Annotated in this window: 11 protein-coding genes; 6 read left to right on the top strand and 5 right to left on the bottom strand. The window is 66.1% G+C overall.

The features are described from left to right. Positions 1-246 precede the first annotated feature (246 nt). The 3 genes from EB835_RS13945 to EB835_RS13955 all read right to left on the bottom strand — a co-directional run bounded on the left by EB835_RS13945 (position 247) and on the right by EB835_RS13955 (position 2,460). Entirely contained in the window at positions 247-543 is a 297-nt protein-coding gene (locus EB835_RS13945; protein ID WP_135810064.1) for an antibiotic biosynthesis monooxygenase family protein, read from the bottom strand. Positions 544-652: 109 nt separating this feature from the next. Continuing rightward, positions 653-1,501 (bottom strand): ABC transporter permease, encoded by an 849-nt coding sequence (locus tag EB835_RS13950; RefSeq protein ID WP_135810065.1) that lies wholly within the window; start codon positions 1,499-1,501, stop codon positions 653-655. Then, positions 1,498-2,460, bottom strand: a complete 963-nt coding sequence (locus EB835_RS13955; RefSeq protein WP_135810066.1) for an ABC transporter ATP-binding protein — start codon at positions 2,458-2,460, stop codon at positions 1,498-1,500. Before EB835_RS13955 ends, EB835_RS13950 begins: the two co-directional genes overlap by 4 nt. A gap of 43 nt (positions 2,461-2,503) precedes the next feature. Between EB835_RS13955 and EB835_RS13960 the strand changes: the two genes are divergently transcribed. Beyond that, positions 2,504-3,196, top strand: a complete 693-nt coding sequence (locus EB835_RS13960) for a TetR/AcrR family transcriptional regulator (protein ID WP_135810067.1) — start codon at positions 2,504-2,506, stop codon at positions 3,194-3,196. A gap of 142 nt (positions 3,197-3,338) precedes the next feature. Here EB835_RS13960 and EB835_RS13970 read toward each other — a convergent pair whose 3' ends face one another. Further along, complete coding sequence (locus EB835_RS13970) at positions 3,339-4,925, bottom strand: site-specific DNA-methyltransferase (RefSeq protein WP_240688750.1); 1,587 nt, start codon at positions 4,923-4,925, stop codon at positions 3,339-3,341. A gap of 37 nt (positions 4,926-4,962) precedes the next feature. Here EB835_RS13970 and EB835_RS13975 point away from each other — a divergent pair, with 37 nt between their 5' ends. The 3 genes from EB835_RS13975 (at position 4,963) to EB835_RS13985 (ending at position 9,048) form a co-directional block, all read left to right on the top strand. Continuing rightward, positions 4,963-6,597 (top strand): FAD-dependent oxidoreductase, encoded by a 1,635-nt coding sequence (locus tag EB835_RS13975; RefSeq protein ID WP_240688751.1) that lies wholly within the window; start codon positions 4,963-4,965, stop codon positions 6,595-6,597. Between the two features lie 160 nt (positions 6,598-6,757). Next, the gene (locus EB835_RS13980; RefSeq protein ID WP_135810068.1) at positions 6,758-7,480 is read left to right on the top strand and encodes a TroA family protein; all 723 of its coding nucleotides are present in this window, start codon (positions 6,758-6,760) and stop codon (positions 7,478-7,480) included. Continuing rightward, entirely contained in the window at positions 7,477-9,048 is a 1,572-nt protein-coding gene (locus EB835_RS13985) for an alpha/beta hydrolase-fold protein (RefSeq protein WP_135810069.1), read from the top strand. Before EB835_RS13980 ends, EB835_RS13985 begins: the two co-directional genes overlap by 4 nt. Before the next feature lie 32 nt (positions 9,049-9,080). Here EB835_RS13985 and EB835_RS13990 read toward each other — a convergent pair whose 3' ends face one another. Beyond that, positions 9,081-10,475, bottom strand: coding sequence for a helix-turn-helix domain-containing protein (locus tag EB835_RS13990; protein WP_346763153.1), 1,395 nt, complete (start codon positions 10,473-10,475; stop codon positions 9,081-9,083). A gap of 238 nt (positions 10,476-10,713) precedes the next feature. On the opposite strand from EB835_RS13990, the gene aceA reads away from it, so the two are divergent. Further along, positions 10,714-12,024, top strand: coding sequence for an isocitrate lyase (aceA, locus tag EB835_RS13995; protein WP_135810071.1), 1,311 nt, complete (start codon positions 10,714-10,716; stop codon positions 12,022-12,024). A 238-nt stretch (positions 12,025-12,262) separates the two neighbouring features. Beyond that, positions 12,263-13,870, top strand: a complete 1,608-nt coding sequence (aceB, locus tag EB835_RS14000; RefSeq protein WP_135810072.1) for a malate synthase A — start codon at positions 12,263-12,265, stop codon at positions 13,868-13,870. The last annotated feature ends 154 nt before the right edge of the window (positions 13,871-14,024 follow it).

The following is a 14,024-nucleotide window of genomic DNA, read 5'->3' on the forward strand; positions in this document are numbered from 1 at the left end:
GGTGCTGCATTTCGTGGGCGCACGGCTCTGCCGGGACGGCCGGTCTGCGGCTGCGCCGATGACGAGATCCTCGTGGCCGGCAGTTCGAAGAAGGTCGCAGAGTTGAGTGAATCGGACAAGGACGCCGACGCATGGGTCGACGTCCTTGAGTATGGAATATTGCCTCGCCGAGGCGGCCGTTGAGTTCTCGACGACGTCTCGTTGAGGCGGGCGGAGTTCGGGTGTGCCCGCTCCGGGGCGCAGCTCTCACTCGCCGAGGTCGACAACCTCGAACTCGAGGAGCTCCGCGGCGCTCGAGACGGGTTCCTTGCCGGTGGATTCGTGGGAGGACTTGCGGCCCTGCTTCCAGTTCTCGAAGTCTTCCTTCGTCGCCCATTGGGTGTAGACGAAGTACTTATCGCCGCCGGCCACCGGGCGCAGCAGCTGGAAGCCTTCGAATCCGGGAGCCCCGTCGACCGAATGCTTGCGATCAGCGAAGCGCTTCTCGAGTTCGGCGCGGGCCTGTTCGGGAACGGAGAGGGCGTTGATGGCGACGACTGACATGGTTGCTCCTTTTTCGGATTGGGCAGCTGGATCTCCTCGACCTTACGACTTCGAGCCGAATGCTGTCTGAGGAGTCCGCCAGTTCGCACTCAGAGTCTCAGGACCTGTCTCAGAAATCCTGCCGGCGAAGCCGCCACGCCGCGAACAGCGCCCCGCCGGCCACCCATATGACGAGTACGGCGAAGGCCGGAACTGCGCCGATGTGCTCTGTTCCACCCGCCTCGGCGACACCGCTGATATTGTGCACACCACCCAACGGCAGGAGCGGCCGAAGCACTGAAGCGGGACCTTCCGGCAGCCAGCCGGCGATCATGGACCCAGCCAGCAGGGCCAGCGGAGTGAGCACCCCACCGGCGACCGAGCGGAAGCCGATCGCACCGAAGACCGCCAGGACCGAAAAGACCACGGGCAGGAGCGTGCTGCCGAAGGCCAGCCGCAGATGATCGCGGCTGCCGGCAGCCGCAAGGACCTCCGACCAGTCGGCACCGGCGACGGTCCCAGCAAGGATGCCGCCGACGATCGTGACTGCCACAGCCGTGATGAGCGCGGTGACGGCTGCCGCCGCGGCGATGACGAGGGCCTTCGCCGTGACCATGCTCGATCGGCTGCGGGCGCGCAGCAGAGCCTCGGTGATCGCGCCGGTGCGGAACTCGACCCCGGCGAACCAGGCTGCGAGGACGACGAGGACGGCCGCGGCGGCATCCACGCCGAGCACGCTGGCCGAGAGCACATCCTCGGTGCTGGTCTCCGACAAGGGGGTACCGCGGGTGGCGGGGATGGTGAGCACGAGCAAGACGGCCGTGACCACGCCCAGCGCGAGCGTGACGATGAGCAGTTGCCGCGGCCGTCGCAGGTCGCGGAACTTCGCCCATTCGGCCCCTGCCCACCGTGGACGAGAAGCGATCGGCGAGGACGGCGCGGACGGTGAGTTCGGTGCGGTCGGTGGCGTCGTGGTCATGGCCTCGCTCCCTGCATCGCTTGTCGTGGAGTGTGTCCGTGCTGGTCGTCGCTGGTGTCTGTGAGGCCGAGGAAGGTGTCTTCGAGGCCGCGTTCCTCTGCGGCGAGCCCTGTGAGTTCGACTCCCAAGCGCACGCAGAGTCCGAAGATCTCGCCGGGTTCGCGGCCGGAGATCGTGGCGTGGGTGCCCCAGCCATCGGTGTCGACTGAGATGCCCTCGGCCTGCAGATGATCGAGCAGCGGTGCGAGGTTCTCACCCTGTACTCGTACTCGCGTCGAGGACTCCCGCCGCAGCACATCGAGGGGGTCGTCGGCGATGAGCAGGCCGTCGCGGATGATGATGACGTGATGGGCGACGAGTTCCATCTCTCGGAGCAGGTGGCTCGACAGCAGCACCGTCCTGCCGGTGTTCGCAAAATCTGTGAGCAGCGACCTCAGCCAGGTGATTCCGGCGGGATCGAGTCCGTTGAGCGGTTCGTCGAGGATGAGCACTTCGGGGTCGGTGAGCAGCGCGGCGGCGATCCCGAGCCGCTGTCGCATGCCCAGTGACAGTTGGGAGATGCGGCGGGAGCGTGCACGGGTGAGGTCGACCAGTTCGAGCATCTCGTCGATCCGGGCGGTCGCGGTTCCCGTCGCCGTGGCGATCCAGTTGAGGTGTCCGCGCGCGGTGAGCCCCGGCAGCATGTGTTCGACGCCGAGGAACGCTCCCGCGACGCGTCCGGGTTCTGTGTGTTCGGGCAGCCGGCGGCCGTGGATGGTTGCGGTGCCGGAGTCCGGGGAGGCGAGGCCGAGGACCATCTGCAGCGTCGTTGATTTGCCGGCGCCGTTGGGGCCGAGGAACCCCGTCACCTGGCCTGGCGCAACATCGAAGCTGAGATCGTCGACGACTCGATGGTCGCCGTAGCTCTTCGTCAGTCCGCGGACCGAGATGCCTTCATCGCTCGATGGCAATACATTCATACCGCAATAATGATGCAAGTTGATCGTATTGTAAAGTGAGAGGATGCCGAAGATCGTCGACCATGCCCAGCGCCGCACCGAGATCGTTTATGCCCTGTGGCAGGTCATCTACCTCAAGGGGATCGACGGGGTGTCGTTCCGCTCCGTCGCCGAGGCGGCCGGAATCTCCGTCGGCCGCGTACAGCATTACTTCCCCTCGCGCAGCGAGCTCATCCTCGAAGGCTGTCGACAGATCGTCCAAAGCGCCGAGGTGGCCGATCCGGAGGACGTCGATGCGTCATCCGATCCCGGTTCCGTGCGTGCACTGAGTGCGCTCCGTGAGTTCTGTTTCGCGTTCGTTCCTGCAGGTGAGGCCATGCGCATCGGTGCGTCGGTGTGGTATACGTACGTCGCCCGGGCAGTGATGGACGAGCAGATCGCCGATATCATCCGCGCCAGCGACCGCGCGACTCTCACGCTCGGAATCCGACTCTATCGGGCAGCCGTCGGCTCTGAAGCCGGCTCTGATGCCGGCTGTGATGCCGGCCGTGAAGCCGACTCTGCTGCCGGCTGTGATGCCGGCTGTGATGCCGGCTCTGACGACTCAAGCAGCGACGATACAGCTGCCCGCGCGTGGGTGATGCGGATGATCGCCTTGGGGAAGGGGCTGGCTCAGGAGGTCATGCTCGATGAGTGCAGCGCCGCCTCGGCGAAGGAGATCCTCGAGGCGGAACTCGCACAACTGGCCGCTCACTGACCCCGCTCTGGGGGGGGGTGCGGGTGGGCCGAAGCCCAGTTGGACGCGATTGTCTGGTCGATCCACGGCGTGCTGCCGCGCGAAATCACGGCGGATCGACCAGTAAATTCATGCAGCGAGCGCGGCTGGGCGGAGCGCAGCTCTACTCGGTGCGGCCGAGCTCGGTGACCTCGAGCTGAGTGAACGCCAGGTCGGGGGAGTGGACCTTCGCCGCGCGGCGGATGCGTTCGGCGGTGAGCTCGCTGATCGTCGGGAACGCGGCATCGTCTTCGGTGTGTGAGTCACTCGTCGTGTCGTCGCCTCTTCCGGCGGCCTCACCGTACGCACCAGCCGCGCTGACTCCGCCGCCCTTGCTGCCCGCACCGTCCGCACTGCCCGCGCTGTCTCCGCCGTCCGCGCCACCCGCACTGCCCGCGCTACTCGCTCCGCCCGCGCCGCCCGCGCCACCCGCACTGCCCGCACTGTCTCCGCCGTCCGCGCCGCCCGCAGCCACCACGTCTCGGGCCGTCTTCGACCGCAGCGGCTCAGGGGTCTGCACGAGCACGAACGACCGCGCGCCGGCATCGCGCGAATTCGCGGCCATCACGGCATGCGCCGTGGTCCCGGACCCGGCGAAGAAATCGAGCACAACGGCATCGGGGTCGAAGAAGGTCTGCGAGGCCACGAGCGCCTTGACCAGCTCGACCGGCTTCGGATAGCTGAACACCCCGGCCAGCCCCAGCGGCTCGAGATCGTTCTGCCCGCCGAGTGCCTTGATGATCGAGTACATCTTCGAACTCGCCTTCTCCGCCGGCGTCACCCGCACCACCGCGTGCTTGCCTTCCGAACCCCAGGGCCGCAGGATGTACTCGCCCGTCGCGAGCTTCGCGTCCACCTCGGCGAGCTTCTTCGCGCCCTTCACCGCGACGATGTCCTCATACATCAGACGCCGCTCGGACCCACGCGCATACCGACCGAACCCGGCGCGCAGCACATCGGTCTCCACGAGCATCCGTCTGCCGTCGATGACCTCGAGCTTCGCCGGTGACTTCTTCTCCGTCAGGAACGGCCCGACCAGGTTCGCATCCCGTCCCCACACGTGGACATAATCGTGCCCGCGCACGAACGAGCGCGCATTGCCCCCGCCCTTCGCGCGCTGATGGATCAGAGTTCCCAGCGAATTGTCCTCACCGAAGATCTCGTGTCCGAGCAGCTGCGCCCACGCGCTCTCCTTGTCATCGAGATGGAGGAACAGCACCCCGTCGTCGCGCATGAGCTCGCGCGCCAACAGCAGCCGCGGCGTCATGAACGACAGCCAACTGGCGTGATCGTGCCCATGATCCTTGTACGTATGTGCATTGCCCGTGTTGTAGGGCGGATCGATGTAGACGACCTTGACCCGCCGACGGTGCGTGGCCAGCAGCGCGGTCAGACCCGGCAGATTGTCCCCGACGATGAGCAGATTCTCGTGCGGATCGGGAGCGTGGCAGCTGCCGTCGGTCTTCCGCAGGTGCGGACGCCCGTCTCCGAGGCGGCTTCCCTGTTCAGGGGAACCGTCCCCGAGGCGGCCTCCCCGTTCACGGGTACGTTCCCCGAGGTGGCTCTCCCGTTCAGGGATGCCCTCCCCGAGGCGGGGCCCGGGTCCTCGTTCGTCTCCATCGAGGCGGGACTCGGTGTCGGCTTCCGCGATGAGACGGCGACCGAGGGCGAAGGCGGCAGCCTTGCCCGGCCACTCCAAGACGGTCGTCATCCTTCTCCTTCACCTCGAACGGTGCCAAGATTGCTGTATGAGTATTTCACGAGTGGCCGTCGTCGGTGCCGGCATCCTCGGTGTCGCCGCCGCCCGCGAAGTCACCACGAGGTTCCCCGACGCCGAGGTCACCGTCTTCGACAAAGCCGGCGCCGTCGCCGCACATCAGAGTGGTCACACCTCCGGAATCGTCGATTCCGGACTCGACCAGAGGCCCGGCTCGGCGGATGCGAAGCGCACTCGGCGGGGTCTCCAGCTGCTCATCCCCTATATGGCCGAGGCCGGAGTCCCCTACCGGGAATGCGGTCAGCTGCTCGTCGCCCAGAACACCGACGAAGCAGAACGGCTCGAAGAGATCTTCGCCCGTGCCAAAGACAATGAGGTCCCCGGTGCGAGACTGCTCGAACGCCACGAAATCGGAACCGTCGAACCAGCCGTCAGAGGCGTTCTCGGACTCTTCTCACCCCATGCGGCCATCGCTGACTACTCTGCACTCACCGAAGCGCTCGCCTCCGATGTGCGCGCCGCCGGAGGGGCATTTCGCTTCAGCACCGAGGTCACCGGCTTCGACGCCATGAGCAACGAGGTCCGACTGCGCGGGCGTCCCGTTCCGGCAGACGGATCGCCGTCGGGGAGCCCTTCGTCGACGGCAGACGATGGGATGAAGCCCGAACCGGATTCCGTCGCCGACGGTCAGGGTCGCGGTGAGGGCGGTGGGGGCACCAGCGACCCAGACGAACAGGTCCACGACCGGCCGCGCACGTATCACGGCCGCGAACCCGTCATCGGCATCGGCGATGAGCTGCGCGAGCGCTTCGGCGAGCAGGACTGGTTCCGGCAGGCCGAAACGACGATCGGCGAGTGGACTCAAAAGCTCTCGGATTCCTGGGCCCGACGCGACGACAGGCGCCCAGGAGACAGCCGCTCAAGTGACAGGCGCCCAGGCGATGCGCGCAGCGACGACCCGCCAGCCGATGGCTCGCATCGCGAGCGCTCGCACCGTGACGGATCTGCCCGTGAGACTCCGGTCGAAGAGGTCCTCGGCACCTTCGACATCGTCATCGTCTGCGCCGGGCTCCAGGCCGATCGCCTCGCGACCGCCGCCGGACTCGATGCCGAACCGAGGATTGTGCCCTTCACCAGCGACTACTATCGGATTCCGACCACCGACACCGAGGTGGCCCGCGGCATCATCGGCACCGTCCCCGATCCGCACGCTCCCTTCGCCGAGACCTCGATCGTCCGCGGGCTCGACGACGGGCTCATCCTCGGACCGAACACCTCCGTCGCCCTCGGCCGCGAGTCCTACGAGCGGCGGGGCTTCGACCTCGGCGACATCGGTTCGACCGCACGGTTCAAGGGGTTCTGGAAGTTCGCCGCGCAGAATGCGAAGACGGCGGCCAAGGGAGTGAAGACCGCGGTCAGCAAGTCGGCCTTCATCGACGAGGTGCGCAGAATCGTGCCCGACCTCGATGCCGCGTCCGTCGCAGAGGGAGCTCGCGGCGTCCGGGCGCAGGCGATGAACGATGACGGTGAACTCGTCGATGACCTCATCGCGACCACGCGCGGCAGGCTCACGGTCGTCCGGTCCGTCCCGAAGTGGGGAGCCACCTCGGCGCTGGCCATCGCCGAGGATGTCGTCGACCAGGCGCTGCGCGCTCACCTCCGTTGAGGAGACCGTCGACCGGGGACCGGGCGGTCACACCTGCTGTGGAGACCGTCGACCGGACACCGGGCGGTCACACCCACTGGGCGGGTGAAACGACGATGGTCTGCACACGACTCCCGTGATAACTTAGCTGAGGCTAACCAAAACTCAACCAGAAGTGCTGATGTCTTCGAACTCGACCGTCCCCACCTCGGTCCCCGTCCCCGCCCCGCGCGTCTGCCTGCGACTCGCAGCCGCGGCGGCAGTATTCACCTTCGCGCTCACCGGCTGTGCAGGTGGCTCGCCGGCCGGTGCGGGTGGCGAGGGAACCGCTGCCGACAGCGTCGATGACGCCTTCGGATCCGTGGATATCGCGAAGGCCGAGCGAGTCGTTGCGCTGTCGGTCTCCGACGCTGACGCTGCTCTGGCCGCCGGCGTCGTCCCCGTGGCGATGACCGAAGCCCCCGTCGAGCCTGTGATGCCGTGGGCGAAGGACGCGATCGACGAGCTCGGCGCGGACGACCCCGAACTCTTCCACAGCCCGGACGAAGTCGGTGTCCTCTATGACAAGGACGCGGCGACAGTCCAGTTCTTCAGCGAGCTCGGACTCAGCCTCGACCCCGTGGCCGAGCAGATGGCCGCAGGCGACGTCCCCAACAGCCTGTCGCTGGAGAAGCTCGATGTCCTCCGATCCGATGTCCTCGTCGGCTACTTTCCCGAGGCCGAGCTGCAGAAGAAGTACGAAGACGTCCCCACATCCACGAGCCTGCCGGCCGTCGAGGGCGGACACCTCTACCGCCCGACCGATGAGGAATGGCGTGGCCTGCGGTCGGTCTCCGCATTGGCCGTGCCCGAGATCGTCGACCCCATCGCAGAGAAGCTCGATGACGCCGTGGCGGGAAAATGAGCGAGCGGAAAGCGGAGTCAGCTGAGGCGACTCAGGTCGAGCGTCCGGCAGAGTCGGGGCAGACCGATCGTCCGACAAACCATCCTCTGGCAGGCGTGCTGTCCCTTGCGCAAGCAGGCGGGCCGACCACTGTGCAGGAGGGCCGCTCGACCCCGGCGCTGTGTACGTGGACCGACATCGGTGAGGCATGGCATCTGCGACTGGTGCTTCCGGACTCACTCATCCCCGCCGAGGCGGGGCTCCAAGAAGGCGAAGACGTGTTCGCCGATGTCAACGGCATCACCGACCGGCGGGATGTGCCTGGTGGAGTGATGGCCCGACGCACTGGGGCACCCACTGGTGAAGGAACGGCGACACCCACCGGGGAAGGAACTCAGGGAGAGCGGTCGCTCGAACTCGTGGTTCCCCGCGGCTTCCGTGGCAGCCTCCAGTTCCTCCCGGTCCCCCACACACTGCAGGCCGCCGACCGTCCCACCTGGCTCAACGCTCTCGAGCGGGCGTTCCTGCCCACCGGACAGCACGGACTGCGCGAGGTCGTGGACATGCGTACCCAGCGTACCTTCGAGCTCTCCGCACCCGATGCCCGACCGTTGATCTGGACCGGTGGGGACGAGCCCGAATCAGAGCCACCAGTCTCGTCGGGGGCGCCCCCGCGTCCGGGGATCGGTTCGGCAGGCGTGTCCGAACAGGTCGTCGAACTCGATTCCACTCCGCGGAAGATCTGGACTCATCGTCCGGACCGGGCCCCCGCCTCGGCGCCGGTGCTCGTCGTCTTCGACGGGGAACGGTTCATCCGCGGCGGACTGCTCGCCGGGATCGACGAACTCATTCGCCCACCGTCGGTGATCATCGCGATCGACCATGCCCCCATCGCCGAGGCGGCCCCTGGCAGCGAGGGCGACGGGCTCGATGGTTCTCCTGTGGGGACAGTTCGTTCCGCGGCCACCGACAGGGAGGCGGCAGCGGACCTGCGGGCCAGCGACCTCGTGCTGAATCCGCGATTCTGCGACGATGTGCTCGAACTCGTCCGCGACACCGCACCAGAGGCACCAGACCGGATACTCGTCGCCGGAGCCTCCTACGGCGGGCTGGCCGCGACCTATTTCGCGCTGCGCCACCCGGACTCGTTCCGCGGAATCAGCCTCTCACCGTCGTACTGGCAGTCCGATGATCAGGGACGACGCATCTGGGACTGCGTACCGGACAGGGCCGGCGGGACCGAGGCTCCGGGGCAGGGCGAATCTGCTGGATCCGTCGAGTCCGAGCGGGGCGAACCTGCCGCGCGCGGCGAGCCCGGGCGGGGCGAACCTGCCGCGCACGGCGAGCCCGGGCAGGGCGACCCTGACGCGCGCGGCGAGCCCAGGCAGGGCGACCATGCCGCGCGTGTTGATTTCTGCATCGATCACGGCACCCTCGAGACCGTGATCGCCGAATCCGCAGCCGAAGCGGTCGATGAATTCGCCGCCCGCGGCATCGAGGTCACTGCCCGACCATTCATCGGCGGCCACGAACATCTGTGGTGGCGTGAACTCGTCCTCGTCCGTCTGGCCGAGATTCTGGCGGAATAGACCGAACTCTGTCTGCGAAGAGCGATCGCCCCTCAGCTTGAATGGCGTTCGAGGAACTCGTAGACCTCGGTGTCGTCGACGCCGGGCACCGCACCGGGCGGAACCGCGGCAAGCAGGGACGCGTGCATACGAGCCGACGGCAGCGCCTGATCCTCCCATTTCTCGGCCAGATCATCAGGCGCCTGTCGGCAGCATGACGGGTCCGGGCATGCCGACTGCGAACGGATCGGCGATTCCCGCCCCTCGAACCAGCGGACATGGGAGAACGGGACGCCGACGCTGATGGCGTAGTCGCCGCCGGGCAGCACGCGGGCGGTGCACCAATACGATCCCTGCGGGGTATCGGTGTACTGGTAGTACGGGCTGAACCGGTCGGCGACGCGGAAGACGGTGCGTGATGTGAAGCGTTTGCACGCGAACTGACCTTCGATCGCGCCGAGCGGATCCGTGGGGAACGGCAGTCCGTCGTTCGAGTACGCCTTGTGGATCGTGCCGGAATTGTGGACCTTCATGAAATGCACGGGCAGCCCGAGGTGCTCGGTGGCGAGGTTCGTGAACCGGTGGGCGGCCATCTCGTAGCCGACGCCGAACATATCGCGCAAATGCTCGACCGAGAGCACCCGCTTCTTCTTCTCCTCCTCGAGCATCGGCACCGCCGCACGCTCGGGCAGCAGAATCGCCGCGGCCAGATAGTTCGCCTCGACCCGCTGCTGGAGGAACTCGTGAAAATCCTTCGGAGAGTCATAGCCGAGCACATGCGGGGCCAGGCTCATGAGCAGATGGGAGCGTGGATCGAACGCGGCATCCGTGTTCGGCAGATAGAGGCGCTTGTTCGCAGTGTCCGAGATCGACCGGGTCGATTCGGGCAGGTCGGAGACGTAGTGGAGGCTGAAGCCGAGCTTCTCGGCGATGAGCGCTGTCTGCCGTTGTGACACGGTTCCGGATTCGTAGCCGACGAGGTCGAGCAGCTCGGCAGCGGTGGCCTCGAGCTCGGCGAAGTAGTTGTTCTTCTCCTTCATCCGATCTCGCAGCTCCCGGTTGGCCCGCCTGGCCTCTTCCGGGGTGGCCGCACGGCGTTCCAAAGCCTCGCCGAGCTGCCGCTGGAGACCGACGATCGCCTCAAGGGCATCAGCCGGCAGGGACTTGATCCGCACCTGCGGCAGCCCCAGCGAGGAGTACATGGGCGAGGCCTGATTGCGTTCGGCCTCAAGTTCGAGGGCCTGGCGTTCGTCGATCGGAGCAGGGTCGATGAGCTCGGAGACATCCGTCTTCAACGCCTTCGCGATCGTGGCCAGGAGCGTCACAGAAGTTTCTCGCTTGCCGTTCTCGATCGTTGAGATCTGGGAGGCTGCACGCCCCACTTCCTGCCCCAGCTCGTTGAGTGTCAGGCCACGCTTCTTGCGAAAAAAGCGGATTCTTCTGCCTATGCTGAGCGGGTCGGTCTGCTGTTCTTCGCTCTCTGTGTCCGCTTCAACGCTGACCAAGGCCCCTCCATTCGTTCCTGTGTGCTGGTTCACACGACTGAGAATCAGTATGACAGAACTGCGAAATTTCTGAAACCGGAAATATGGCGATTATTCATCCAGAAATTCAATGCAGAACCCCTTGCACCCCCCGCAGACTGGATACATCAACAACCCCGACAGATCCAGAAAGAGAAGGACAATGACTGAGAACACCACGCAGAACAGCTTGCACGATGCTGAAGCCATCCGCCGCGACTGGGCGACCAACGCCCGTTGGTCGGGAATCGCTCGCGACTACGAGCCCGAGGATGTCGTCAAACTGCGCGGTTCCCTGATCGAGGAGCACACGCTGGCTCGTCACGGTGCCGAGCGCCTCTGGAAGCAGATCAGCTCGAGCGACATCAAGTCCGGCGAATACGTCAACGCACTCGGTGCGCTGACCGGCAACCAGGCAGTCGAACAGGTCAAGGCCGGCCTCAACGCCATCTACCTCTCCGGATGGCAGGTCGCCGCCGATGCGAACGCCGCCGGACAGACCTACCCCGATCAGTCGATCTACCCGGCCAACTCGGTTCCGCAGGTCGTGCGTCGGATCAACAACGCACTGATGCGCGCCGACCAGATCGAGTCCTCGGAAGGCGATAAGAAGGTCGACGACTGGTTCGCCCCGATCGTGGCCGACGCGGAAGCAGGCTTCGGCGGTTCGATCAACGTCTACGAACTCATGCGCTCGATGATCAACGCCGGCGCGGCCGGTGTGCACTTCGAGGATCAGCTCGGTTCCGAGAAGAAGTGCGGCCACCTCGGCGGCAAGGTCCTCGTTCCGACCTCACAGCACATCCGCACGCTCAACGCAGCGCGGCTGGCCGCCGACGTCGAGAACGTGCCCAGCCTCGTCATCGCTCGCACCGACGCCGAGGCGGCCACGCTCATGACCTCGGACATCGACGAGCGCGATCAGCAGTTCGTCACCGGTGAGCGCACCTCCGAAGGCTTCTACAAGATCCGCAACGGCATCGAAGCAGGAATCGCCCGCGGTCTGTCCTTCGCTCCCTACGCGGATCTGCTGTGGATGGAGACCTCCACCCCGGATCTCGAAGCTGCGAAGCAGTTCGCGGACGCGATCCACGCGGAGTACCCGGACCAGATGCTGGCCTACAACTGCTCGCCGTCGTTCAACTGGAAGAAGCACCTCGACGATGCCACCATCGCGAAGTTCCAGCGCGAACTCGGAGCCATGGGCTACAAGTTCCAGTTCATCACCCTGGCCGGCTTCCACGCCCTGAACTACTCGATGTTCGATCTGGCCCACGGCTACGCCCGTGAGCAGATGAAGGCCTACGTCGAGCTGCAGGAGCGCGAGTTCGCCGCCGAGGATCGCGGCTACACCGCGACCCGCCACCAGCGTGAGGTCGGCACCGGCTACTTCGACCTGGTCTCGACCGCGCTGAACCCGGAGTCCTCGACCACAGCCCTGACGGGCTCCACCGAAACCGCTCAGTTCAGCTGAGCCGCACCGGGTTCTCACCCCGCCCAGCGGGGATGAACCCACCAGGAACTCGGGGCGGATCGGCAATGTTTTCACGGGGTTTGCATTGTCGATCCGCTCCGTCACATCACAGATGAAATCGAACCCCGCCACGATCCCTCCGGAACGCTCACGCTCACGCTGAGCCGCCTCGGCGAGGATCCCCCACAGGCTTAAGCACACATTCCAGGCACACACTACGACGGGTGAGGAGAAGCCCATGTCTTACATCAAGATCAACGCGCCGCTCGAAACCGGCTTCGGCACCGTCCTTTCGGAGCCTGCCCTGACATTCATCGCCAAGCTCCACGACGAGTTCGCCGGCACCATCTGCGACGTGCTGCGCACGCGCCGGGCCCGCGCGGCCGAGATGAACGGCGGCACCCTCCCCCGTTTCAAGCCCGAAACCGCCCGCATCCGCGCTGACCGCTCGTGGTCGGTCGCCGGATCCGCCGGCGCACCCGGCCTCGAAGACCGCCGCGTGGAGCTCACCGGTCCGGTCACCGAAGGCGAGGTCGTGGCCGCCCTGAACTCGCAGGCGAAGGTGTGGCTGGCCGACCTCGAAGACGCGACGAGCCCCACCTGGGCCAACGTCATCGGCGGACAGGTCAACCTCTTCCGCGCCATCCGCGGCCAGCTGCCCGGAGTCAACAACGACAACCAGCCGACCATCGGACTGCGTCCCCGCGGCTGGCACCTGCCCGAGAAGCACCTGATCTACGTCGATGACAACGGAGCTGAGTTCTCGACCTCCGGTGCTCTGGTCGACTTCGGCCTGTACTTCTTCCACAACGCTCGTCACCTCATCGACAACGGCTCCGGCCCGTACTTCTACCTGCCGAAGCTCGAGTCCTCGCAGGAGGCGCGGCTGTGGAACAAGGTCTTCGTCAGTGCGCAGAACATGCTCGGCATCGAGCAGGGCACCATCCGGGCCACCGCGCACATCGAGACGATCACCGCTGTGTTCCAGATGGAGGAGATCCTCTACGAGCTGCGGGAACACTGCGCCGGCCTCGAAGCCGCCGGGTGGGACTACCTGTTCTCCGTGGTCAAGAATCTGCGCAACTCCACCGACTACGTTCTGCCCGACCGCGAGCGTCTGACGATGGACCTGCCGCTGATGAAGGCCTTCACCGATCGCCTCGTGGCCACCTGCCACCGCCGCGGCGCACACGCGATCGGCACCATGTCCAACCTCATGGCCGATCACCCGGACCGGGAGTTCGTGGCCGCCGAGTTCGAGCGCATGCGCGAGGACAAGGCCCGCGAGGCCTGGCAGGGCTTCGACGGCACCTGGGTGGCCGATCCGGCTCTGGTTCCTGCTGCTCTGGCCGTGTTCGACGCCGCTCTGGGCTCGCAACCGCACCAGCTGGAGAACAAGCGTCCCGATGTGCAGGTGACCAGCGAGAACATCCTCGACGTCGCCGGCCTCGAACCGGTCGTGACCGAAGAGGGTGTGCGGGTGAACATCCGCGTGGCCATCGGCTACATGAACGAATGGCTCGGCGGCAATGGACACGTTGCCCTGGAGAACCAGCTCGAAGACGTGTCGACGGCCGAGATCTGCCGCTCGCAGATCTGGCAGTGGATCCGCCACGAGGTGACCCTGGACAACGGTCAGCAGCTGACCTCGCGTCTGGTGGAGCGCTACCTCGGCGAGGAGCTGGCAGGCATGGAGCGTCGCGCCGACGACCACTTCGACGAGGCCGTGGAGATCTTCCGTGAGACGGCACTGGGTGAGGAGTTCGCCGAGTTCCTGACCATGCCGGCCTACACCGACCACCTGGTCGACCGGGTGTCGAAGGCCAGCGAAGCCTTCGTAGCCTGACCCCAATTTGCTACCTGACGGCGGCTGTGCAACCTTGCGCTGTGAGTATTGACAGTGGCTGGTCTGGGACTGGCTGGCAGAGTAGGTGTTGGCCTCTCCATCCCGTGATCGTGACTCCACCTTGCGCTGACCCACACAGTGGTGTCGTGACCTC

Origin of the sequence: Brevibacterium sp. S22 (genome assembly GCF_004745485.1) — a bacterium.
Taxonomy (GTDB): domain Bacteria; phylum Actinomycetota; class Actinomycetes; order Actinomycetales; family Brevibacteriaceae; genus Brevibacterium.